Consider the following 21,972-nt stretch of genomic DNA (forward strand, 5'->3'; position numbering starts at 1 on the left):
GAGCTGCTCGAGCCGGGTGACGTCGTCGTGGACGGCGGCAACTCCCGCTGGACGGACGACGAGAAGCACGCCGGCGAGCTGGCGGCCAAGGGCATAGGCTTCGTCGACTGCGGCGTCTCGGGCGGCGTCTGGGGCTTGGAGAACGGCTACGCGCTGATGTACGGCGGCGACAAGGAGAACGTCGCCAAGGTGCAGCCGGTGTTCGACGCACTCAAGCCGGAGGGTGACTTCGGCTCCGTGCACGCGGGCAAGGTCGGCGCGGGCCACTTCGCGAAGATGGTCCACAACGGCATCGAGTACGCCATGATGCAGGCCTACGCCGAGGGCTGGGAGCTCCTGGAGAAGGTCGACTCGGTGACCGACGTCCGCGAGGTGTTCCGCTCCTGGCAGGAGGGCACCGTGATCCGCTCCTGGCTGCTCGACCTCGCGGTGAACGCCCTGGACGAGGACGAGCACCTGGACGGGCTCCGGGGTTTTGCACAGGACTCCGGTGAGGGACGCTGGACCGTGGAGGCCGCCATCGACAACGCGGTCCCGTTGCCAGCGATCACCGCCTCGCTGTTCGCGCGGTTCGCCTCCCGTCAGGAGGACTCGCCGCAGATGAAGATGATCGCGGCGCTGCGCAACCAGTTCGGCGGCCACGCGGTCGAGAAGAAGTAGTCCACCGGGCACGTCCCGTACCCACAGGACCGTATCCACAGGACCGTTTCGGCGGTCCGCAACGCCGGGGGAGGTCGGCGGAACGACCATGCACGTCACGCATCTGTCGCTGGCCGACTTCCGGTCCTATCCCCGGGTCGAGGTCCCGCTCGACCCGGGGGTGACGGCCTTCGTCGGGCCCAACGGGCAGGGCAAGACGAATCTGGTCGAGGCGGTCGGCTACCTCGCCACCCTCGGCAGCCACCGGGTCTCCTCCGACGCCCCGCTGGTCCGGATGGGTGCCGACCGCGCGATCGTCCGGGCCCAGGTGCGTCAGGGCGAGCGGCAGCAGCTGGTCGAGCTGGAGCTGAACCCGGGCCGCGCCAACCGTGCCCGTATCAACAGGTCCTCGCAGGTCAGGCCCCGGGACGTGCTGGGGATCGTCCGTACGGTGCTGTTCGCGCCCGAGGACCTGGCCCTGATCAAGGGCGATCCCGGTGAGCGGCGCCGGTTCCTGGACGAGCTGATCACCGCGCGCTCCCCGCGCATGGCCGGTGTCCGCTCCGACTACGACCGGGTGCTGAAGCAGCGCAACACGCTGCTGAAGTCGGCCGCGCTGGCGCGCCGGCACGGCGGTCGCACCCTGGACCTGTCCACGCTCGACGTGTGGGACCAGCACCTGGCGCGTGCGGGTGCCGAGCTCCTGGCGCAGCGGCTGGATCTGATCGGCGCGCTCCAGCCGCTGGCCGACAAGGCGTACGAGCAGCTCGCGCCCGGCGGCGGGCCGGTCGCCCTGGAGTACAGGCCGTCCGCGCCCGGCGAGGCGCATACGCGCGAGGACCTGTTCGAGCAGCTGATGGCCGCTCTCGCGGAGGCGCGCAAGCCGGAGATCGAGCGGGGCGTCACCCTGGTCGGTCCGCACCGCGACGATCTGCTGCTCAAGCTGGGCCAGCTGCCCGCCAAGGGCTATGCCTCCCACGGTGAGTCCTGGTCGTACGCGCTGGCGTTGCGGCTGGCCTCGTACGACCTGCTGCGGGCGGAGGGCAACGAGCCGGTGCTGGTGCTCGACGACGTCTTCGCCGAGCTGGACGCGCGGCGGCGCGAGCGGCTGGCCGAGCTGGTGGCACCCGGCGAGCAGGTCCTGGTGACCGCGGCGGTCGACGACGACGTGCCCCATGCGCTGGCGGGTGCGCGGTTCGCCGTGGCGGAGGGGACGGTGGAGCGCGTATGAGCGGGTCGGACACGCCTTCGGGCGGTGCCGGCAAGGCCCCGGAGCCGTCCGGTGTCGACCTGGCGCGTGTGGCGTTGCGCGCGGCCAGGGAGGCGGCGCGCGCGCGTGGGGACGCGGCGCAGCAGCGGAAGCAGGCGCGGCGCGGCGGCCTGCGTTCCGGGGCGCGCGCCGACCGGCGCGACCCGATGGCGCTCGGCCCGGCGATCAACCGGTTGCTCGCCGAGCGCGGCTGGGAGGCCCCGGCCGCGGTGGGCGGGGTGATGGGGCGCTGGCCGGAGATCGTCGGGGAGGACGTGGCCAAGCACTGCGAGCCGGAGCGGTACGACGAGGACGAGCGGGTGCTGGTCGTGCGCTGTGACTCCACCGCGTGGGCGACGAACCTGCGGTTGCTCGCGCCGACTCTGGTCGCGCGTCTGAACGAGGACCTCGGGCACGGCACCGTGCGGCTGATCAAGGTCGTCGGCCCCGGTGGTCCCGCCCGCCGCTTCGGGCCCCTGCGCGCTCCTGGAAGCACGGGTCCCGGGGACACGTACGGGTGACCCGGTGCCCGTTTCGGGCCCTTCGGTCACACGTGATGGACATCACAACGCGGGTCCCGGCGGTGTCGTTCCGCCGTCGGCGCCCGCTTCGTCGCGGCACCGCACACGGTTGCGAATCGCCACCTGACTCCTAAGTAGCCAAGGGTTGACGGCCCGAAGCGCTGAGTGCCCTCGTGGGGCTCTTGGAGCCCCCATCCGCATATCGGGAGTCGGACGAGACCGGTTGAGGGCGGCACATGCGGACTCAGGTGCCCGCAAACCCCCATCGATGTCAGTGCTACCGGTAGAATGGAAGACAATCCCGCCCCGCACGTGGGGACCGCCCGGGAAAAGCTGAGCAACGCTGATCAAGGCTTACCAACGCAACATGCCGCAGCCGCTCCGGCAACCTGCCGACGAGCCCGGCTCGTGCTGTGCCAGAAAGGGCGCTTCGTGGCCGATTCCGGCAACCCCAACGAGAACATCCCGTCCACCGACACCGGCGTGAACAGCGCGGCGAGCACCTCGGACAACGAGGTCACCGCCTCGTACGACGCCAGTGCCATCACCGTCCTCGAGGGTCTGGACGCGGTCCGCAAGCGACCCGGTATGTACATCGGTTCCACCGGTGAGCGAGGACTGCACCACCTGGTGCAGGAGGTCGTCGACAACTCGGTCGACGAGGCGCTGGCCGGTCACGCGGACACCATCGACGTCACGATCCTCGCCGACGGCGGCGTGCGGGTCGTCGACAACGGACGTGGCATCCCGGTCGGCATCGTCCCCTCCGAGGGCAAGCCGGCCGTCGAGGTCGTGCTGACGGTCCTGCACGCGGGCGGCAAGTTCGGTGGCGGCGGCTACGCGGTCTCCGGCGGTCTGCACGGCGTGGGTGTCTCCGTAGTGAACGCCCTGTCGACCAGGGTGTCCGTCGAGATCAAGACCGACGGCCACCGCTGGACGCAGGACTACAAGTTGGGCGTCCCGACGGCTCCGCTCGCCAAGCACGAGGCCACGGACGAGCACGGCACCTCGGTCACCTTCTGGGCCGACCCGGACATCTTCGAGACCACCGACTACTCCTTCGAGACGCTGTCGCGGCGCTTCCAGGAGATGGCGTTCCTCAACAAGGGCCTGCGCATCAACCTCACCGACGAGCGCGAGTCGGCGAAGGCCACGGCCGGGGCGGACGAGGCGGGCGAGGACGAGAAGTACGAGGTCAAGAGCGTCTCGTACCACTACGAGGGTGGCATCGTCGACTTCGTGAAGTACCTCAACTCCCGCAAGGGGGAAGTGGTGCACCCCACCGTGATCGACCTCGAGGCGGAGGACAAGGACAGGAACCTGTCCCTCGAACTCGCGATGCAGTGGAACGGCGGCTACACGGAGGGCGTGTACTCCTTCGCCAACATCATCCACACCCACGAGGGCGGTACGCACGAAGAGGGCTTCCGCGCGGCGCTCACCTCGCTCATCAACAAGTACGCGCGGGACAAGAAGCTGCTGCGCGAGAAGGACGACAACCTCACGGGTGACGACATCCGCGAGGGTCTGACCGCGATCATCTCGGTCAAGCTGAGCGAGCCGCAGTTCGAGGGCCAGACCAAGACCAAGCTGGGCAACACCGAGGTGAAGACCTTCGTCCAGAAGGTCGTCTACGAGCACCTCAACGACTGGCTGGACCGCAACCCCAACGAGGCCGCGGACATCATCCGCAAGGGCATCGCGGCGGCCACCGCGCGGGTGGCGGCCCGCAAGGCGCGCGACCTGACCCGCCGCAAGGGCCTGCTGGAGTCGGCGTCGCTGCCGGGCAAGCTGTCCGACTGCCAGTCGAACGACCCCACCAAGTGCGAGATCTTCATCGTCGAGGGTGACTCCGCCGGCGGTTCGGCCAAGTCCGGCCGCAACCCGCAGTACCAGGCGATCCTCCCGATCCGCGGCAAGATCCTCAACGTCGAGAAGGCGCGCATCGACCGGATCCTGCAGAACCAGGAGATCCAGGCGATGATCTCCGCGTTCGGCACGGGTGTGCACGAGGACTTCGACATCGAGAAGCTCCGCTATCACAAGATCATCCTGATGGCGGACGCCGACGTCGACGGCCAGCACATCAACACCCTGCTGCTGACCTTCCTGTTCCGCTTCATGCGGCCGCTGGTCGAGGCCGGACACGTGTACCTGTCCCGTCCGCCGCTCTACAAGATCAAGTGGGGCCGGGACGACTTCGAGTACGCGTACTCCGACCGCGAGCGCGACGCGCTGATCGAGATGGGCCGCAACGCCGGCAAGCGCATCCGCGAGGACTCCGTCCAGCGCTTCAAGGGTCTCGGCGAGATGAACGCCGAGGAGCTGCGCGTCACCACGATGGACCAGGAGCACCGGGTCCTCGGCCAGGTCACCCTGGACGACGCCGCCCAGGCCGACGACCTGTTCTCGGTCCTCATGGGCGAGGACGTCGAAGCCCGCCGCGCGTTCATCCAGCGCAACGCCAAGGACGTCCGCTTCCTCGACATCTGAGTCGGTCTCAGCTGACCGCACCAGGAAGGACCTTCACCAGCAATGACCGACGAGAACACTCCTGTGACGACGCCCGAGGCTGACGCCCTGGCCATGCGTGTCGAGCCCGTCGGGCTCGAGACGGAGATGCAGCGCTCCTACCTCGACTACGCGATGTCCGTCATCGTCTCGCGTGCGCTGCCGGACGTCCGTGACGGCCTCAAGCCCGTGCACCGCCGCGTGCTGTACGCCATGTACGACGGCGGCTACCGCCCCGAGCGCGGCTTCTACAAGTGCGCCCGCGTCGTCGGCGACGTCATGGGCAACTACCACCCGCACGGCGACACCTCCATCTACGACGCCCTGGTACGCCTCGCCCAGCCCTGGTCGATGCGGATGCCGCTCGTCGACTCCAACGGCAACTTCGGCTCGCCGGGCAACGACCCGGCGGCGGCCATGCGGTACACCGAGTCCAAGATGGCGCCGCTGGCGATGGAGATGGTCCGCGACATCGACGAGGAGACCGTCGACTTCACGGACAACTACGACGGCCGCTCCCAGGAGCCGACCGTCCTGCCGGCCCGTTTCCCGAACCTGCTGATCAACGGCTCGGCCGGCATCGCGGTCGGCATGGCGACCAACATCCCGCCGCACAACCTGCGCGAGGTCGCGGCCGGCGCCCAGTGGTACCTGGAGAACTTCGAGTCCTCGCACGAGGAGCTGCTGGACGCGCTCATCGAGCGCATCAAGGGCCCCGACTTCCCGACCGGCGCCCTGGTGGTCGGCCGCAAGGGCATCGAGGAGGCGTACCGCACGGGCCGCGGCTCGATCACCATGCGCGCGGTGGTCGAGGTCGAGGAGATCCAGAACCGCCAGTGCCTGGTGGTCACGGAGCTGCCCTACCAGACCAACCCCGACAACCTCGCGCAGAAGATCGCCGACCTGGTGAAGGACGGCAAGATCGGCGGCATCGCCGACGTCCGCGACGAGACGTCGTCCCGGACCGGCCAGCGCCTGGTCATCGTGCTGAAGCGGGACGCGGTCGCCAAGGTCGTCCTGAACAACCTCTACAAGCACACCGACCTGCAGTCGAACTTCGGCGCCAACATGCTGGCGCTGGTCGACGGCGTGCCGCGCACGCTCTCCCTGGACGCGTTCATCCGGCACTGGGTGAACCACCAGATCGAGGTCATCGTCCGCCGTACGCGCTTCAGGCTGCGCAAGGCCGAGGAGCGGGCGCACATCCTGCGCGGCCTGCTGAAGGCCCTGGACGCCATCGACGAGGTCATCGCGCTGATCCGGCGCAGTGACACCGTGGAGATCGCGCGCGGGGGCCTGATGGACCTCCTGGAGATCGACGACATCCAGGCCAACGCCATCCTCGAGATGCAGCTGCGCCGGCTGGCCGCCCTGGAGCGACAGAAGATCGTCCAGGAGCACGACGAACTCCAGGCGAAGATCAACGAGTACAACGAGATCCTCGCCTCCCCGGTCCGCCAGCGCGGCATCGTCAGCCAGGAGCTGGCGGCGCTCGTCGAGAAGTACGGTGACGACCGCAAGACGAAGCTGATCCCCTACGAGGGCGACATGTCCATCGAGGACCTGATCGCCGAGGAGGACATCGTCGTCACGGTCACGCGCGGCGGCTACATCAAGCGCACCAAGACCGACGACTACCGGGCCCAGAAGCGCGGCGGCAAGGGCGTACGGGGCACGAAGCTCAAGGAAGACGACATCGTCAACCACTTCTTCGTGTCCACCACCCACCACTGGCTGCTGTTCTTCACCAACAAGGGCCGGGTCTACCGGGTGAAGGCCTACGAGCTGCCCGACGCCGGCCGGGACGCGCGCGGGCAGCACGTGGCGAACCTGCTGGCCTTCCAGCCGGACGAGACGATCGCCCAGATCCGCGCGATCCGCGACTACGAGGCGGTGCCCTACCTGGTCCTGGCCACCAAGGCGGGTCTGGTGAAGAAGACGCCGCTGAAGGACTACGACTCCCCGCGTTCGGGCGGTGTGATCGCGATCAACCTGCGCGAGCAGGAGGACGGTTCCGACGACGAACTGATCGGTGCCGAACTCGTCTCGTCCGACGACGATCTGCTGCTGATCAGCAAGAAGGCGCAGTCGATCAGGTTCACGGCGACCGACGACACGCTCCGTCCCATGGGCCGTGCGACCTCGGGCGTCAAGGGCATGAGTTTCCGCGAGGGGGACGAGCTGCTCTCGATGAATGTTGTTCGACCCGGTACGTTCGTGTTCACTGCCACAGACGGCGGGTACGCGAAGCGGACCGCCGTCGACGAGTACCGCGTCCAGGGTCGCGGCGGCCTCGGCATCAAGGCTGCCAAGATTGTCGAGGACCGCGGCACCCTCGTCGGCGCGCTGGTGGTCGAGGAGACCGACGAGATCCTCGCCATCACGCTGTCGGGCGGTGTGATTCGTACGCGAGTCAACGAGATCAGGGAAACCGGCCGTGACACCATGGGCGTCCAACTGATCAATCTGGGCAAGCGCGATGCCGTGGTCGGCATCGCCCGTAACGCCGAGGCTGGACGCGAGGCGGAGGAAGTCGACGGCGACGTGGCCGTGGACGAGACCGCCGACGGGGCCGCGACCGCCGGCACGGACGAGGGTGAGGCGCCCTCGTCCGAGTAGCACGAGGAGTGAGACAGCGTGAGCGGAGCCACGGGCGCCGGACCGGCCGGTACCAACAGGGGAACGGACGGCGGCGGCCGTGGCTCCGCCGCGCGGGCGGCCGATCCGCACACGACCAATCTCAAAGCGATCAAGGCGCCCGTCAAGGACGCCTCCTCGTCCAGCAGGCAGGGATCCCAGGGGGGAACCGTGACGGACACCCGAGGCCCGCAGCAGGCCGCGCCCGACCAGGGCGCCGCCGCTCAGACGGCCTCACCGCTGCCGGGGGAACGGCAGCCGCAACAGCAGGCGGGCCCGTACCACCCGCCGCAGGCCTACCCGGCGCAGGCCGGTACGGAGGCCGGTCAGACCGGCGCGGTACGACGTCCCCGCACGGGGGCGCGCACCACCCCGCGCGTGCGCAAGGCGCGTCTGCGGGTGTCGAAGGCCGACCCGTGGTCGGTGATGAAGGTCAGCTTCCTGCTCTCCATCGCGCTCGGCATCTGCACGATCGTCGCGTCCGCGGTGCTGTGGATGGTCATGGACGCCATGGGCGTGTTCTCGACGGTCGGCAGCACGATCTCCGAGGCGACCGGCTCCAACGAGTCAAACGGCTTCGACCTCCAGTCGTTCCTGTCGCTGCCCAACGTCCTGATGTTCACGACGATCATCGCGGTCATCGACGTCGTCCTGGCGACGGCGCTGGCGACGCTCGGCGCGTTCATCTACAACCTCTCCGCGGGTTTCGTGGGCGGTGTCGAGCTGACGCTGGCCGAGGACGAGTGAGCTGCTCACAGCGGTTTTCCCGGCTCGTCCGACAGCCGTCGGACAACCGATTTTGGGACTGCCCCGGTCGTGCGCTAATCTTCAGGAGTCAGCGCGCGGGACACACCCCGCAAAGCGCGGCGGGGCTATAGCTCAGTTGGTTAGAGCGCATCCCTGATAAGGATGAGGCCACAGGTTCAAATCCTGTTAGCCCCACCAGCGAGAAGACCCCCAGCCGATATCGGCTGGGGGTCTTTGGCGTCCATGGCTGACACGGGCCGATGAGCGGAGCCCGGGGCCTTGCCTAGAGGGATGCGACCCAGGCGACGACTCCGACGGGGACGAGGGCGCAGGCGAGGCCGAAGGCCAGGCATGCGTAGGCCAACATCTTGAAGGTCTTGTGCTTCTGGGCTCGGCACGCCGCGAAGCAGGTGAAGCTGACGATGGCGAGGCACGGCAGGGTGATGAAGACGAACCCAAGCGCTGCCATGACTCCCTGCGCCCCCTCCGCCCGTCCCGTAGCGGGAACCTACAGCAGCGATCGGGGCGGCTGACGTCCGTCCCCTGCCGTGGAAGGCGAAGAAGACCCCGGTCGGATGTCGACCGGGGTCTTCTGGTGTCGGCTCGGGCCGTGGTGCTGTACGCGAGTTCGCCAGGACTCGGGGAGGCGGCGACGGCACGAGGAGGGGCGAGCGGGGCTCCGCGATCAGCGCTGGAGGGGGATGTGGCCGGTGACGGGTTCCTCGTGGGGGGACGTCGTGTCGTCGGAGCAGTCCGAGGAGTCGGGCTCCGTCGTCGTGTCCGAGAGCGGACGGTGCCGGCAGCTGGGAGACTTGCCGTGGGCCTCGGCGTGGATGCGCTGTTTCATCGTGGGGGGCAGGGCCCTGAGCAGTGACCAGGACCAGAGGGGCGTCGTCGGCGCCGGCGCGTTCGGGGTGCTGCTGTCGCTGTTGCGCGTCTCGTCGCTCCGGGGTACAGCCGCGGAAGCGGTCGTGGAGGCGGTGGTGGTGATGAGTCCGAGCGCCGTGCACAGCGCGAGGAAGGCGGTGACGACGGCGTTCCACAGCTTCATGACCTTGTTCCGGGCCATGGCCCCTCACTTTCGGGTTGGGCGATTTGCGTACTTTCCTCATGATGTGTATGAGGCTCGCGAAGTGGTGGACCGACGCCCGCGGCGCGTGGATGTTCAGATGAACACCACTCGGATGGGTGCATAAGCGAGAAAAAGATGCGAAGGCGGCGAAAAAGCCGTCAAAGTGACCGTCCGTGCGGATGTGATCACCCTCCGGCCGGATCGCCGTACTCTGCTTCTACTGCGCCGTGCCGGACGGCAGTTGAAGGGGCCGACGCAGGTCACCGATCGGTATCGACCGGTGTGTATAGTCGGGCGGCAGAGGTCCCCTACGTCAAGGAAAGACGAGGTCGCGCGGTGAAGAAGCTTCTCCTGGTCGCACTGGCCGCCATCGGCGGGCTCCTCGTGTACCGCCAGATCCAGGCGGATCGCGCCGAGCAGGATCTGTGGACGGAGGCGACTGACTCCGTGCCCACGGGTTCGTGAGTACCGACATCCGACGCTGAACAGACCCCGGCCGCCCACGCGGCCGGGGTTTTGTGTGGGCGGGGACGTGTCGGCGGGCCTCGTGCGCGGGGCAGGATGGGTGCGGTGCGACGTCCGGGCGACGACGAGGGGTGGCGCGTGAGGGGACGGCGGGGTACGGTCCGGGCCGGGCGCGGCGGACGCGCGGGCGTGGCGATGCTCGCGTCCGTGATGGTGCTGGGACCGGTCGGTGTGCTGCCGGGGCGGGTGGCCGTCGCGGACGAGGCCGCCGAAGGCGCCGGGACCTACGCATTCGCCGAGGACGCGCGGAGGATCGACGGCGCCGCGAGCACCGCGGAATCCGTGCCGCTGGAACCCGGCCGGACCTACCGGAGCACCCTCCCGGCGCGCGGCACGGTCTACTACCGCCTCGAACTCGACGGCACCACGAGCGCTTACGCCTCCGCCACCGCCGTACCCCCGGCCGGCCGCACCACCTCCGTCATCGACGGGGTCAAGGTGTCCGTGCAGGACGGCGAGGGACGCTCCTGCGACGTGGACACGGCGAGCTTCGGTACCGCCGGCAGCCGGCATCCGGTCGCCGCGTGGGCCATGCGGGAGATCTCCCCCAGGAGATCCCTCTGCCAGGAGGCCGGTACGTACTACCTGAGCGTCGAACGCGTCGACCCGGACGGGGCGGGCTCCTCCCCCGGCCCCTGGGAGACGGAGCTCACCGTGGTGACGGAGCCCCCTGCGGAGAAGGCCGGTGCGACGAGTGCGCCGAAGGAGTGGGACTCCGCCTCGCCCCAGCCCTTCCCCGGGAAGCCCGAACGGCGCTCCGGAGGCGCGGGCTTCGCCCGGGCCGCCCCCGTCGGCCAGGGAGTCTGGAGGGACGACATCCGCCCCGGCCAGACGCTCTTCTACAAGGTCCCCGTCGACTGGGGCCGGCAGCTCCACGCCACCGCCGAACTGGGCGGTTCGGGCACGGGCGGCAGCGGCTACACCGCCGCCGCGCTGGACCTGGACCTCTACAACCCCGTGCGCGGTCACGTCGTGGACGTGGGCGTCGGCTACGACGGCGGCCGGAAGGCGCAGAGCCTCGCGCCCCTCCCGCAGGTCGCGTACGTCAATCGGTACGCCGCCGTACGGCAGGTCGGGGCGATGCGGTTCGCCGGCTCCTACTACCTCGTCGCGCACCTCTCGGCCGCAGTGGCGGACGACTTCGGCGACGGACCCGTTCCGCTGACGCTGCGGGTGCGGTTGAGCGGTGCGGCACAGGCCGGACCCGGATACGCGGGGGAGTCCCTGCCGCCGGACGTCTTCACGGTCACGGAGGAGGACCGGGAGGCTGCGGCCGAGGGCGAGGACACCGGCGACGACGCCGCCTTCCGGGCGCTCGCGGTGGGCGGCATCGGCACCGGCACGGCACTGCTGGCGGGACTCGGTGTGTGGACGCTGGTGGCTCGGCGGCGGGCCGCGCCGTAGACCGTGGGCATTTCCGCGGGCGGCACGGGCAGCGGCGGTCAGATGCGCGTGAGGGCCCAGAACCCCATGACGTAGCAGGCCAGGGCCAGGAGCAGCAGGGGGACGACCGCCTTTGCCGGAGGGCCGGGGCGGCGGCCGCGCCGACGGTGGGTCCGGGGAGCGGTGGAACCGCGCTGTGGCGGCGCCCCGCTCGGCGGGGCCTGAGAGGGCTGGGCGGTGTATTCCGCGGTCGAGGTCTCGGGATACGCCGTCGGCCCTGGTAGGGGTGAGCGCAGCCGTTGAGTGAGGTCGTGGGGGGAGGCGAAGGGGCCGGGACCGGCCGGCTGGTGCTGTACCTGCTGTACCGGTACCCGAGGGGCCTGTTCGGGGGGCGGCGGGACGGGCACGGGGGAGGGGGCGATCGTGACCCGGGGCGGCGGCAGGGGGAAGCTTCCGGTGTCCGACATGCCGGGCGACCGCGGGGAGGCGCCGGACGCGGTGCCCAGCCGCGGATCGGCGGGTGCCGCGCCCTCGCCCCCGTCCGGGCCCGCACCGAGCGCTCCCGGGCCGGTTCCGGCGCCGGGGCCCGCCGCCGCGGCCGGCCGGACGGATCCGGCCGTGCCGTCGGAGGCGTCCGCACCGCCCGTGTCCCGGGCGGGTCCGGCACCGGTGCCGGTCAGCGGAGAGCTCCGCCCGGCCTCCGGGGCCGTACGTCCCGTGCCCGGAGCCCGCTTCAGCGGACCGTCGGTGGCGAACCCCGGCGGCAGCGGACCCAGCTGGTCGAAGATCTCGACCAGTTCGTCGTCGGGGCCGGGTTCCGGAAGAAGCTCCGCGGCGGCCGCGAGAGCCTTGCGCGCCCCCGTGGCCGTACGGAACCGCGCCTGCGGATCCGGCTGGAGCAACGAGGCCACCACCTGCCACAGCGGCTCGGGGATGCCCTGGGGCGCGCCGGGTGTCCCGTGGTCGGCGAAGTACTGGATGAGGGCCTTGGCGTCCGGTTTGGCGCCCTCCAGCAGGTACAGCGCCACCAGGCCCACGGCGAAGAGGTCGGCGGGGAAGTCCGGTTCGGAGCCCATCAGCTGCTCCGGCGCCAGATAACCCGGCGTGCCCACCACCAGATTGGTCTCGGTCAGCCGGGGCTCACCCAGCCGCATCGCGATGCCGAAGTCCGACAGCCGCAGTCGCGGCCTGCCCGTGCCGGTGGCCTCCAGGAGCACGTTGGCGGGCTTGATGTCGCGGTGCACGACGTCCTCCGCGTGCACCGCGGAGAGCCCCGCCAGCAACTGGTCGAGCAGGGTGCAGACGAAGGCCGGCGGCAGCGGACCGTAGTCGCCGACCAGGTGGACCAACGAACCGCCGGCGACCAGGTCCATGGTGAACAGGACCTTGTCGTCGTCGGCGGCCCAGCTGGTGGGCGCCAGGACATGGGGGTGATCGATCCGCAGCGCCTGCTCGCGCACGAAACGGAGCAGGGAGTGGGCGTCGCTCTGCAGCAGGACCTTGGCGGCCACATAACGGCGGCGGCGGTGGTCCCAGGCGCGCCAGACGGCACCGACACCCCCGCGCCCGATCGGATCGACCAGTTCGTACCGGCCGGCGAAGACCTCACCCATCGCTGTGCGTCGCCCCTCCCCTGCGGTGTCCCCCGTCTTCCGCGCGTCCCCGGCAGCCGAACCCCCTCCGGCGGCCGGGTGGGGGATCAGTTCTGGTGGGACTGGTAGTGCGTGACCGCGTCGGAGGTGCGGCCCGCGCCGTAGACCCGGAGGAACTCTGCCAGTTCGGGGTGTGTGGGGGCGAGGGTGTCGGCGGCTTCGATGATGTCGCCGGCGGCGGCCACCGAGCGCAGCAGGGACTGGATCTCACGGACCACCCGCTTGACCGTGGGCGCCCCCGAACTGCTCGTCGTCTGCGTGGTGTTGCTGAGCACCGAGCCCCCCTGCGACTTCTTGATCTCGTCCATGCGCTCGGTGGCCTCGGCCGCGCTCACACTGCCGTCCGCGACCTGCCCCGCCAGGTCCTGCAGCAGCTGCACCCGCTGCACCACGGCGGGATTTCCGATCTTCGCCCGCTGGCCGCTCATCAGCTGCGACAGCATCGGTGCGGACAGCCCCAGAACCCCCGCGAGACGAGCCTGGTTGAGGCCCAGGTCGTCTATGAGCCTGCGGAAGAGCGCCCCCAGCGGCTCCCCGTACCAGTTCCGCTGCAGTTCCCGCGCTCTCGCGGTGGCTTCCTGCTGTGCGGCGTCCATTGCGTCTCCCCATCGCTTCCCCAAGAACCGTGGTTCGCTGTAGCGAACCACGTCCGAGCATCTTACGGAGAGTGGTTGGTCACGGGGACCCCCAATCTTTTTGCGGAACCCCCGGGGGGACCCGGTACTCTGGTCCCGGGCGCCCACCGGGATGTGGTTCTTGCAGGTGGACGCTTTCCTCCGGGGCCTTAGCTCAGTTGGTAGAGCGCTGTCTTTGCATGGCAGATGTCAGGGGTTCGACTCCCCTAGGCTCCACAGGCAGACCCCTCCCACCTGCGGAAACGCGGTGAGAGGGGTTTCTTGTTTCACGTGAAACGGCGCGGTGGGGCAGAAGACGCTCAAGTCTTCTGCCCCACCGCGCCGTTGGTCTCCTCGCGCGTCAGGTCTGGTCGTCGCGCCGGGCGGCCTCCTCCTCGGCCTCCTTGACCTCGACCTCCGGGTCCAGCGTGGCCCCGCTGCTGCCGTCCACCGACGTCAGCCCGGCCGACCCCGACGGCACGTCCGTCGCGGCCGGAGGCTCCACCAGCCAGTCCGGGTTGGCCTGCTTGTCCCACCACTTCCAGGCGGCGAGGGCGCCGCCCGCCACGGCACCCAGAATCAGGACCGTCCTCGCGGCACGGCCGACCTTCGCCCGCCGCCGCTGCCTGCGGGCCAGCTTCTGGATCTGCTGCACCGAAACCTGGCCGCGCAGCGCGGCCAGCGCGGCCGCCCCACGAGCCGCTGCCTCGTCCCGCGCGGGACCGGCGGCGGCCACCGCCTGCTCGATCCTCGGGCGGGAGTAGTCCGCCGCCTGCCGGGCGGCCTTCCGGGTGCGGTCGGCGGCCTGGTGAGCGGCCTGGTCGACCTTCGGCGGCACATGCGTCCGGGCCTGCTCCAGATAGGGCTGGACATGGGCGCCGTACTGGACGCGGGCATGACCGGCGGCCTGCGTCACCATGGGCGCGAGCCGTACGCGGGCCTCCTGCGCGTAGTGCGCGGCCCTGACCTTGGCCGTGTCGGCGTAGGGCGCCACCACTTCCGCGGCGTGCAGCACGCTGTCCTTCGCCGAACCGGTCGCGGCGCGCACGCTGTCGATGCGGGTCACGGGTTCCTCCTCCTCGGTGGCGTACGGTATTTCGACTTTCCACCCTTTTACGGATCATGCCTGCCGGGTCGCCGCGCGGCATGCGCGGACGGGCATCCGGGTGCCGATGAACTCGATCAATGGTGATATCGCCTGTAATGGCTGATTAATCCGGGGCAACGGGAGCTTGTCGTCGACAATGCCACGAATCACCGCCTCGCGCCCCCGGCACGGGACCACTCACCCGTTTTTCCGCAAGCGGAACGGCCTGCTTGCCCACCTGTGAACGGACGCCGGGCGACTGCGCGCTCCGTCCGTGCGAGGATCAGGGAGTCACGGAAAGACAACGGAAGGCACATCGTGGCTGAGCAGCTCAACGCCACCCTGAAGACCAATCACGGCGACATCCAGGTCCGGCTCTTCCCGAACCAGGCGCCGATCACGGTCAAGAACTTCGTCGAGCTCGCCAAGGGCGAGCGGGAGTGGACCCACCCGCAGACCGGTGCGAAGTCCACGGACAAGCTCTACGACGGCACGGTCTTCCACCGGGTGATCAGCGGCTTCATGATCCAGGGCGGAGACCCGCTGGGCAACGGCACCGGTGGTCCCGGCTACCAGTTCGAGGACGAGTTCCACCCGGACCTGCGCTTCGACAAGCCCTACCTGCTGGCGATGGCCAACGCCGGCCCGGGCACCAACGGCTCGCAGTTCTTCATCACGGTCGCCCCGACGGCCTGGCTGAACCGCAAGCACACCATCTTCGGTGAGGTCGCCGACGCCGCCAGCCAGAAGGTCATCGACGCCATCGCGTCCGCGCCGACCAACCCGCGCACCGACCGTCCGGTGAACGACGTCGTGATCGAGTCGGTCGAGATCCACGAGGGCTGAGCCCCTCGTCCCCCGGAGAGCGAAAGCCCTCGAAGGGAACCAATCGCCCCGTTCATCCGTAAGGATGGGCGGGGCGGGGCTTTTCCACACGACCTAGGGGATCCCATGGACGACCAGGCTTCCGGCAGCCCGCAGGACGCCCGGCGCGTCCCCGTCTGTTATCGCCACCCGGAGCGCGAGACCGGCATCCGCTGCACCCGGTGCGAGCGGCCGATCTGCCCCGAGTGCATGGTCGACGCCTCGGTCGGGTTCCAGTGCCCGGAGTGCGTCCGCGGCGGCTCGGGCACGGGACGCGCGCCGACGGCCTCCATGCCCCGCACGATCGCCGGCGGAGCCGTCGTCGCCGACCCCCGTCTGCTGACCAAGATCCTCCTCGGGATCAACCTCGCGGTGTTCATCGCCGTGCAGGTCCGGCCGTCCCTCCTGGATCCCCTCGTGCTGGTCGGCGTCTGGCCGCCCGCGCCGTTCGTGCCCCTTGAGGGGGTGGCCGAGGGCGAGTGGTACCGCCTGGTCACCTCGGTGTTCACGCACGAGGAGATCTGGCACGCCGGCTTCAACATGCTCGGCCTGTGGTGGCTCGGCGGACCGCTGGAGCAGGCTCTGGGGCGTGCTCGCTATCTCGCGCTCTACCTGATCTCCGGCCTGGCGGGCAGCGCGCTGACCTATCTGCTGGCCGCGGGGAGCACGGCCTCGCTCGGTGCGTCCGGCGCGATCTTCGGTCTCTTCGGCGCGACCGCCGTACTGATGCGCCGGCTCAACCAGGACATGCGTCCGGTCATCGCCCTGCTGGTGATCAATGTGATCATCACGTTCGGCTGGAGCAACATCGCCTGGCAGGCCCACCTGGGCGGGTTCGCCGCCGGTGTCGTGATCGGGTACGCCATGGTGCACGCCCCGCGGGAGCGGCGGACGCTGGTGCAGTACGGCACGTGTGCGCTGGTGCTGGCCGTGGTCGTCCTGATGACCCTGCTGAGGACGGCGCAGCTCACCTGAGCACCGAGTTTGTCCACAGTCGGTGGCGGATCTTGTGCACAGGGTGCGGAAGGGGCTGCCTGCCGGGTGACAGGCCGACGTTTCCACAGGTCAGGCGATGTGCGAACAGATTTTCGGTTACCGGTGTTTCTGTCATACCGGCGTCAGTGTCCCGAGAGTTATCCACAGATTGGGTTTCCTATCCACATGTGGACAAGGGCTGTGGATAACTCAGAGGACAACCCTGCCCAGAGCTGTTCCACAGCTCTGGGCAGGGGAGCGCTCACCGTGCGGTGAGCGTTACTTCCACTGGGTGGAGACGCCGAACCCGGCGGCGATGAACCCGAAGCCCACCACGATGTTCCAGTTGCCCAGGGCGTCGATGGGCAGCGAGCCGTCGGTGACGTAGAAGACGACGATCCAGGCCAGCCCGATGAGGAACAGGGCCAGCATCACCGGCGCGACCCAGGCGCGGTTGGTCAGCTTGATCGCGGTCGTCTGCTTCGCCGCCGGCGGCGTGTAGTCGGCCTTCTTGCGGATACGTGACTTCGGCACGAGGGTCTCTCCTGTCGATGCGCTGCGTGGCCGCGCAGGGGAACTGGGTCGGGCTCGGAGCAGCGTACAAGGGGACTCTGAGCGCTCCCCCGGGCGTCCGTTAGCGTAGTGCTTCCGCGGCGCCGAAGGAGATAAGGGTACGTTGAGCAATTCTGCCGACTTTCCCGGGAAGGAATCCAGTCCTGCCCGCCGACGCCGTCCGAGGCCCGTGCGGATCCTCACCGCGGGCGTCTTCGCTCTGGCGGGACTCCTCTTCTTCACCAGCTTCGACACGGCCAAGGGCACCAACATCCGCACGGACGCCTCGCTGCTGAAGCTCTCCGACCTGATCCACGAGCGCAGCCGCAAGAACGGCGAGCTGGAGGAGGCCAACGGCGCGTTGCGCGATGACGTGGAGTCCCTCGCCGAGCGTGACGACGGCAGCACCAAGGCGGAGGACGACAAGCTCGCCGTACTGGAGGAACGCGCCGGTACGCAGAAGCTCAAGGGCGAGGCGATCACGGTCACCCTCAACGACGCGCCGCCGGACGCCACCGCCAGGCTTCCCGGCTACCCCGAGCCGCAACCCGACTACCTGGTCATCCACCAGCAGGACCTGCAGGCCGTGGTGAACGCGATGTGGCAGGGCGGCGCCGAGGGCATCAAGGTCATGGACCAGCGGCTGATCTCCACCAGCGCGGTGCGCTGTGTGGGCAACACCCTGATCCTGCAGGGCCGCGTCTACTCCCCGCCGTACAAGATCACGGCGGTCGGTGATCCCGAGAAGCTGAAGAAGGCGCTCAGCGCTTCGCCGGCGATCCAGAACTACATGGTGTACGTCAACGTCTACGGGCTCGGCTGGCAGGTCGAGGACAACGGGACCGTGACCCTGCCCGGCTACTCGGGCACGGTGGACCTGCACTACGCGAAACCCGTGGAGTAGCCGCCCGTCCCGGTTTCACGTGGAACATGCCCGGACATCGAGGCGATCGGCCCCGAGCCACGTACTCGTGGGTGCGCGCGGCCGGGCCCGTCCTGATCCCGCACGGCCCGCGGAGGCCGGGAAATCGGAGGGGCCGCGCCGTTAGTCTGTTGACGTACGGCGTGGGTCTGGTGCCGTGGTACGAGGGAAGGGACGGCATGTACAGCTGGATCTGGCGGCATCTTCCGGGCAACGCATGGGTGCGGGCACTGCTCTCACTGGTGCTGGTCATCGCCGTGGTCTACGTCCTCTTCCAGTACGTCTTCCCGTGGGCCGAGCCGCTGCTGCCCTTCAACGATGTGACGGTGGACAACCAGTGAGCGCGCGCATTCTCGTCGTCGACAACTACGACAGCTTCGTCTTCAACCTGGTCCAGTACCTGTACCAGCTGGGTGCCGAGTGCGAGGTCCTGCGCAACGACGAGGTGACGACGGCACACGCGCAGGACAATTTCGACGGGGTGCTGCTGTCCCCGGGCCCCGGTACTCCCGAGGAGGCCGGCGTCTGCGTGGACATGGTGCGGCACTGCGCGGCCACCGGGGTGCCGGTCTTCGGCGTCTGCCTCGGCATGCAGTCGATGCAGGTGGCGTACGGCGGTGTCGTGAGCCGCGCGCCCGAGCTGCTGCACGGCAAGACGTCGCCGGTCGAGCACGGGGGCAAGGGCGTCTTCGCGGGCCTGCCCTCCCCGTTCACGGCGACCCGCTATCACTCGCTGGCCGCCGAGCCGGCCACGGTACCGGCGGAACTGGAGGTCACGGCCAGGACGCCGGACGGCATGGTGATGGGGCTGAGGCACCGTGAACTCCTGGTCGAGGGCGTTCAGTTCCATCCCGAGTCGGTGCTGACCGAGCACGGCCACCGGATGCTGGCCAACTGGCTGGCGGAGTGCGGCGACGAGGGCGCGGTGGCGAGGTCGGCGGGGCTCGCCCCGGTGGTGGGCAGGTCCTCGGCGTGACCGCGCTGCGCCCCGAGCGTGAGTCCGGCGCCTACGGCGACGCCGGCGAACAGGGCGCCTCGTACGGCGGGCAGCCGTACGGGGCGCCGGGTGCGTACGGGGACGGCTGGCACGACGACACGGCGTCCGCCCCCTATGGCGACGTTTCCGGGAGCACCGCGTATCTGCCGCCGGTCGACGAGGAGACGGTGGCGCTGCGGATCCCCGAGCCGCCGGAGCGAACGACGCGTGAGGAGTCCGCGTCGGTGCCCTTGGCGGCATCGGGCGGGCGTGCGGCCCGCAGGAAGGCCTCCAGGAAGCGCCACGGGCGCCGTGGAGGCTCTCACAAGGCCGTGGAGGCCCCGGAGGCGGGTGAGGGCCGGGAAGGGGCGTCAGAGGCGTTCGAGGGGGCGTCGCGGGCGCCGCTGTCGCGGGTGGAGGCGCGTCGGCAGGCGCGGGCGCGCAAGGCGAGTCCGGCGGTCGTCGCGAGCCGGGCGATCGGTGAGGTGTTCATCACCTGTGGTGTGCTGATGCTGCTGTTCGTCACCTACCAGCTGTGGTGGACGAACGTGCGGGCGCAGGCGCAGGCCGGCAAGGAGGTCAGCGACCTCCAGAACGACTGGGCGAACGGCGAGCGCAAGCCGGGGGCGTTCGAGCCGGGGCAGGGCTTCGCGCTGCTGCACATCCCCAAGCTGGACGTGGTGGTGCCGATCGCGGAGGGCATCAACAGCAAGAAGGTGCTCGACCGGGGCATGGTGGGGCACTACGCGGAGGGCGCGCTGAAGACGGCGATGCCGGACGCGAAGACCGGCAACTTCGGGCTGGCGGGGCACCGCAACACGCACGGGGAGCCGTTCCGGTACATCAACCGGCTGGAGCCGGGCGACCCGATCGTGGTGGAGACGCAGGACGATTACTTCGTCTACCAGATGGCGTCGATCCTCCCGGTCACGCCGCCGAGCAACGTGAGCGTCCTCGAACCGGTGCCGAAGGGATCGGGCTTCACCGGGCCCGGCCGCTACATCACGCTGACCACGTGCACACCGGAGTTCACCAGCAAGTACCGCTTGATCGTCTGGGGCAAGATGGTCGAGGAACGGCCGCGCAGCAAGGGCAAGCCGGATGCGCTCGTCAGTTAAGGGCAGAGGAAACGTGGCAGCGACCGCCGACGACACCGAAGAGCACACCGACGCGCCCGCGTCCGCGCCGCCTCCGGCGCGCCGCCGTATGGGTCCCGCGGCGATGGCCGTCAGCTTCTTCGGGGAACTGCTCATCACCGCGGGCCTGGTGCTCGGTCTGTTCGTCGTCTACTCGCTGTGGTGGACGAACGTCGTCGCCGACCGCGCGGCGGACAAGCAGGCGGACAAGGTCCGCGACTCCTGGTCCCGGGAGTCCGGCGACGGTGGTGACGGCGGCGGTCCCGCCTCCTACGACAGCAGGAACGGCATCGGCTTCCTGCACGTGCCCGCGATGAGCGGTGACGAGATCCTCGTCGAGAAGGGCACGTCGATGAAGGTCCTCAACGACGGCGTCGCCGGCTACTACACCGACCCCGTGAAGGCGACCGTGCCGACCTCCGGCAAGAAGGGCAACTTCTCCCTCGCCGCCCACCGGGACGGACACGGCGCGAAGTTCCACGGCATCCACAAGATCGAGAAGGGCGACCCGATCGTCTTCGAGACGAAGGACACGTGGTACGTCTACAAGGTCTACGGCATCCTCCCCGAGACCTCGAAGTACAACGTCGACGTCCTCGGGAAGATCCCGAAGGAGTCCGGGAAGAAGAAGGCCGGCCACTACATCACGCTGACCACCTGCACCCCGGTGTACACCAGCAAGTACCGCTACATCGTGTGGGGCGAACTGGTCCGCACGGAGAAGGTGGACGAGGAGCGCACACCGCCGGAGGAACTGCGCTGACTCCACCCTGCCGAGGTGGTCGGTCGCCTAATATGGCGAAGGCCCGAAGCCGCAACTTGCTCTTGCGACTTCGGGCCTTCTTCTCCCGGGCCTAGCGCAGCGCCTTCAGCGGTGCTCCGGCGCTCCACGCCTCCAGTTCCGTGCGGTTCACGGTGAGGACCCCGCCCAGGTCGGCGATCGCCTGTGCTTCGTGGCTGAAGTAGGACGTGGTGACGAACAGGGCGACGTCGACGCGTTCGACGGCTCGTACGGCTCCGGTGAACCTCCGCATGTCCGAACTCGGCACGGAGCGGTGGCCCGCCCGGTTCTTGCACCGGACCGCGACGGTACGGCCGTCGGCCGTCCGCGCGGTGATGTCGACGCCCCGGTCGACGCAGGTCTGTCGTACGACGACGTCGCCGCAGCCGTCCCGGCGCAGCAGGTCGGCCACGTGACGTTCGAACGCCTGCCAGGTCATGGCCGCGATGGAGTCCCTGGCCCGGTCCGCCGGAATCCCTTCCTCCAGGGTGCTGATCCGACGGTGGTGCCGGCACAGCACGCGCTCGACGTTCTCGATGTCCTCGCGGAGCTCGATGAGTTCGCGGCGGTGTTCACCGGACGCGGCGATCAGGGCGTTGAACATCGGCACGACGGTCTTGCCGAGGATGTGGGTGATGCGTTGGTCGATGCGGTCGTCGAGCAGGACGGTGTCGGGCCGCGGAAGGTTGTCCACAGGCTGTGTACGGGTCGAGTACTCCATGTCGAGCAGGTACGTGCGTACCTGGCGGGCGACGTGGCTGTCGCGGAGGAGCATCGCGACGTTGAGGACGGAACGACGCGAGTAGAGAGTGAGGCTCGACCGAGGCTGTGGATAACCTCCCGGATAGCGTGACAGGATGTCACGCTTGAATCGTGCGAGCTCAGGGCCTTGGAGCGTCAGCATCCCGTTGCTCGACAGTTCCTTGCGGTGCCGCGCCTTGAGCTGACGGATGGCCTCGACGGTGACGCCGAAGTACGCCGCCACCATCGCCGTCGTCACATGCATCCCGTCCGGCAGGAGCGACAGGGCCTTGACCTTGTCGAGGACGTCCGTCCGGTCCAGCACGCTGCTGCGCAGAGTCTTCGACTCCAGGAGTGCGGATTCGTCGATCACTTCCGCCCCTTTCGG

General features: G+C 69.4%; 22 protein-coding genes and 2 tRNA genes. 17 read left to right on the forward strand and 7 right to left on the reverse strand.

All coding sequences use genetic code 11. From position 1 onward, the window contains the following. From AB0A94_RS17845 to AB0A94_RS17875, 7 genes are all read left to right on the forward strand, one after another. A partial coding sequence (locus tag AB0A94_RS17845) for an NADP-dependent phosphogluconate dehydrogenase (RefSeq protein WP_361745296.1) occupies window positions 1-660 on the forward strand: 660 nt, incomplete at its 5' end. Window positions 661-748: 88 nt separating this feature from the next. Beyond that, complete coding sequence (gene recF / locus AB0A94_RS17850; protein WP_361745298.1) at window positions 749-1,870, forward strand: DNA replication/repair protein RecF; 1,122 nt, start codon at window positions 749-751, stop codon at window positions 1,868-1,870. Beyond that, the gene (locus AB0A94_RS17855) at window positions 1,867-2,409 is read left to right on the forward strand and encodes a DciA family protein (protein ID WP_361745300.1); all 543 of its coding nucleotides are present in this window, start codon (window positions 1,867-1,869) and stop codon (window positions 2,407-2,409) included. Before recF ends, AB0A94_RS17855 begins: the two co-directional genes overlap by 4 nt. Before the next feature lie 432 nt (window positions 2,410-2,841). After that, window positions 2,842-4,902 (forward strand): DNA topoisomerase (ATP-hydrolyzing) subunit B, encoded by a 2,061-nt coding sequence (gene gyrB, locus AB0A94_RS17860; protein ID WP_361745302.1) that lies wholly within the window; start codon window positions 2,842-2,844, stop codon window positions 4,900-4,902. 42 nt (window positions 4,903-4,944) lie between these two features. Next, the gene (gene gyrA, locus AB0A94_RS17865) at window positions 4,945-7,539 is read left to right on the forward strand and encodes a DNA gyrase subunit A (protein WP_361745304.1); all 2,595 of its coding nucleotides are present in this window, start codon (window positions 4,945-4,947) and stop codon (window positions 7,537-7,539) included. Between the two features lie 18 nt (window positions 7,540-7,557). Next, complete coding sequence (locus AB0A94_RS17870; protein ID WP_361745306.1) at window positions 7,558-8,304, forward strand: DUF3566 domain-containing protein; 747 nt, start codon at window positions 7,558-7,560, stop codon at window positions 8,302-8,304. Between the two features lie 121 nt (window positions 8,305-8,425). After that, a tRNA-Ile gene (locus AB0A94_RS17875) sits at window positions 8,426-8,502 on the forward strand. An 85-nt stretch (window positions 8,503-8,587) separates the two neighbouring features. On the opposite strand, the gene AB0A94_RS17880 is transcribed toward AB0A94_RS17875, so the two are convergent. Both AB0A94_RS17880 and AB0A94_RS17885 read right to left on the reverse strand, forming a co-directional pair. Beyond that, on the reverse strand, window positions 8,588-8,773 hold the full coding sequence (locus AB0A94_RS17880; RefSeq protein ID WP_361745308.1) for a hypothetical protein: 186 nt from the start codon (window positions 8,771-8,773) through the stop codon (window positions 8,588-8,590). A 216-nt stretch (window positions 8,774-8,989) separates the two neighbouring features. Then, entirely contained in the window at window positions 8,990-9,373 is a 384-nt protein-coding gene (locus AB0A94_RS17885; protein WP_361745310.1) for a DUF6344 domain-containing protein, read from the reverse strand. A 339-nt stretch (window positions 9,374-9,712) separates the two neighbouring features. On the opposite strand from AB0A94_RS17885, the gene AB0A94_RS17890 reads away from it, so the two are divergent. Both AB0A94_RS17890 and AB0A94_RS17895 read left to right on the forward strand, forming a co-directional pair. After that, entirely contained in the window at window positions 9,713-9,841 is a 129-nt protein-coding gene (locus AB0A94_RS17890) for a DLW-39 family protein (protein WP_003999697.1), read from the forward strand. Window positions 9,842-9,979: 138 nt separating this feature from the next. Further along, on the forward strand, window positions 9,980-11,305 hold the full coding sequence (locus tag AB0A94_RS17895; RefSeq protein ID WP_361745312.1) for a hypothetical protein: 1,326 nt from the start codon (window positions 9,980-9,982) through the stop codon (window positions 11,303-11,305). A gap of 38 nt (window positions 11,306-11,343) precedes the next feature. Here the strand turns inward: AB0A94_RS17895 and AB0A94_RS17900 are convergent, their stop codons facing one another. Continuing rightward, entirely contained in the window at window positions 11,344-12,897 is a 1,554-nt protein-coding gene (locus AB0A94_RS17900; RefSeq protein WP_361745314.1) for a protein kinase, read from the reverse strand. A gap of 86 nt (window positions 12,898-12,983) precedes the next feature. After that, the gene (locus AB0A94_RS17905) at window positions 12,984-13,532 is read right to left on the reverse strand and encodes a DNA-binding protein (protein ID WP_217128010.1); all 549 of its coding nucleotides are present in this window, start codon (window positions 13,530-13,532) and stop codon (window positions 12,984-12,986) included. A 182-nt stretch (window positions 13,533-13,714) separates the two neighbouring features. Between AB0A94_RS17905 and AB0A94_RS17910 the strand changes: the two genes are divergently transcribed. Then, window positions 13,715-13,787, forward strand: a tRNA-Ala gene (locus AB0A94_RS17910). 124 nt (window positions 13,788-13,911) lie between these two features. On the opposite strand, the gene AB0A94_RS17915 is transcribed toward AB0A94_RS17910, so the two are convergent. Continuing rightward, window positions 13,912-14,616 (reverse strand): DUF5324 family protein, encoded by a 705-nt coding sequence (locus AB0A94_RS17915; RefSeq protein WP_361745316.1) that lies wholly within the window; start codon window positions 14,614-14,616, stop codon window positions 13,912-13,914. A 339-nt stretch (window positions 14,617-14,955) separates the two neighbouring features. Between AB0A94_RS17915 and AB0A94_RS17920 the strand changes: the two genes are divergently transcribed. Continuing rightward, window positions 14,956-15,483, forward strand: coding sequence for a peptidylprolyl isomerase (locus AB0A94_RS17920; protein WP_217128012.1), 528 nt, complete (start codon window positions 14,956-14,958; stop codon window positions 15,481-15,483). A 105-nt stretch (window positions 15,484-15,588) separates the two neighbouring features. Beyond that, a complete protein-coding gene (locus tag AB0A94_RS17925) occupies window positions 15,589-16,476 on the forward strand; it encodes a rhomboid family intramembrane serine protease (protein WP_361745318.1) in 888 nt (295 codons plus the stop codon). 279 nt (window positions 16,477-16,755) lie between these two features. On the opposite strand, the gene crgA is transcribed toward AB0A94_RS17925, so the two are convergent. Further along, the gene (gene crgA, locus AB0A94_RS17930) at window positions 16,756-17,010 is read right to left on the reverse strand and encodes a cell division protein CrgA (protein ID WP_361745320.1); all 255 of its coding nucleotides are present in this window, start codon (window positions 17,008-17,010) and stop codon (window positions 16,756-16,758) included. Between the two features lie 142 nt (window positions 17,011-17,152). Between crgA and AB0A94_RS17935 the strand changes: the two genes are divergently transcribed. The 5 genes from AB0A94_RS17935 (at window position 17,153) to AB0A94_RS17955 (ending at window position 20,825) form a co-directional block, all read left to right on the forward strand. Next, on the forward strand, window positions 17,153-17,932 hold the full coding sequence (locus AB0A94_RS17935) for a DUF881 domain-containing protein (RefSeq protein WP_361745322.1): 780 nt from the start codon (window positions 17,153-17,155) through the stop codon (window positions 17,930-17,932). Between the two features lie 197 nt (window positions 17,933-18,129). Continuing rightward, window positions 18,130-18,291: a hypothetical protein gene (locus AB0A94_RS17940; RefSeq protein WP_217133066.1), complete on the forward strand. Its 162-nt coding sequence runs from the start codon at window positions 18,130-18,132 to the stop codon at window positions 18,289-18,291. Further along, entirely contained in the window at window positions 18,288-18,926 is a 639-nt protein-coding gene (locus AB0A94_RS17945) for an aminodeoxychorismate/anthranilate synthase component II (protein WP_361745324.1), read from the forward strand. The genes AB0A94_RS17940 and AB0A94_RS17945 overlap by 4 nt, the downstream gene beginning before the upstream one ends. Then, complete coding sequence (locus tag AB0A94_RS17950) at window positions 18,923-20,044, forward strand: class E sortase (RefSeq protein ID WP_361745326.1); 1,122 nt, start codon at window positions 18,923-18,925, stop codon at window positions 20,042-20,044. Before AB0A94_RS17945 ends, AB0A94_RS17950 begins: the two co-directional genes overlap by 4 nt. Window positions 20,045-20,057: 13 nt before the next feature. Next, window positions 20,058-20,825, forward strand: a complete 768-nt coding sequence (locus AB0A94_RS17955; RefSeq protein WP_361745328.1) for a class E sortase — start codon at window positions 20,058-20,060, stop codon at window positions 20,823-20,825. A gap of 91 nt (window positions 20,826-20,916) precedes the next feature. Here the strand turns inward: AB0A94_RS17955 and AB0A94_RS17960 are convergent, their stop codons facing one another. Then, window positions 20,917-21,957 (reverse strand): restriction endonuclease, encoded by a 1,041-nt coding sequence (locus AB0A94_RS17960; RefSeq protein ID WP_361745330.1) that lies wholly within the window; start codon window positions 21,955-21,957, stop codon window positions 20,917-20,919. Window positions 21,958-21,972: the final 15 nt, after the last annotated feature.

It is taken from the genome of Streptomyces sp. NPDC044984, from assembly GCF_040646935.1.
Lineage (GTDB): Bacteria > Actinomycetota > Actinomycetes > Streptomycetales > Streptomycetaceae > Streptomyces.

Bases quoted from the DNA above. Each gene is read 5' to 3' on its own strand.
- recF (WP_361745298.1), top strand. From the start codon at position 749: ATGCACGTCACGCATCTGTCGCTGGCCGACTTCCGGTCCTATCCCCGG.
- AB0A94_RS17855 (WP_361745300.1), top strand. From the start codon at position 1,867: ATGAGCGGGTCGGACACGCCTTCGGGCGGTGCCGGCAAGGCCCCGGAG.
- gyrA (WP_361745304.1), top strand. From the start codon at position 4,945: ATGACCGACGAGAACACTCCTGTGACGACGCCCGAGGCTGACGCCCTG.
- AB0A94_RS17880 (WP_361745308.1), bottom strand. From the start codon at position 8,773: ATGGCAGCGCTTGGGTTCGTCTTCATCACCCTGCCGTGCCTCGCCATC.
- AB0A94_RS17885 (WP_361745310.1), bottom strand. From the start codon at position 9,373: ATGGCCCGGAACAAGGTCATGAAGCTGTGGAACGCCGTCGTCACCGCC.
- AB0A94_RS17900 (WP_361745314.1), bottom strand. From the start codon at position 12,897: ATGGGTGAGGTCTTCGCCGGCCGGTACGAACTGGTCGATCCGATCGGG.
- AB0A94_RS17905 (WP_217128010.1), bottom strand. From the start codon at position 13,532: ATGGACGCCGCACAGCAGGAAGCCACCGCGAGAGCGCGGGAACTGCAG.
- AB0A94_RS17925 (WP_361745318.1), top strand. From the start codon at position 15,589: ATGGACGACCAGGCTTCCGGCAGCCCGCAGGACGCCCGGCGCGTCCCC.
- AB0A94_RS17940 (WP_217133066.1), top strand. From the start codon at position 18,130: ATGTACAGCTGGATCTGGCGGCATCTTCCGGGCAACGCATGGGTGCGG.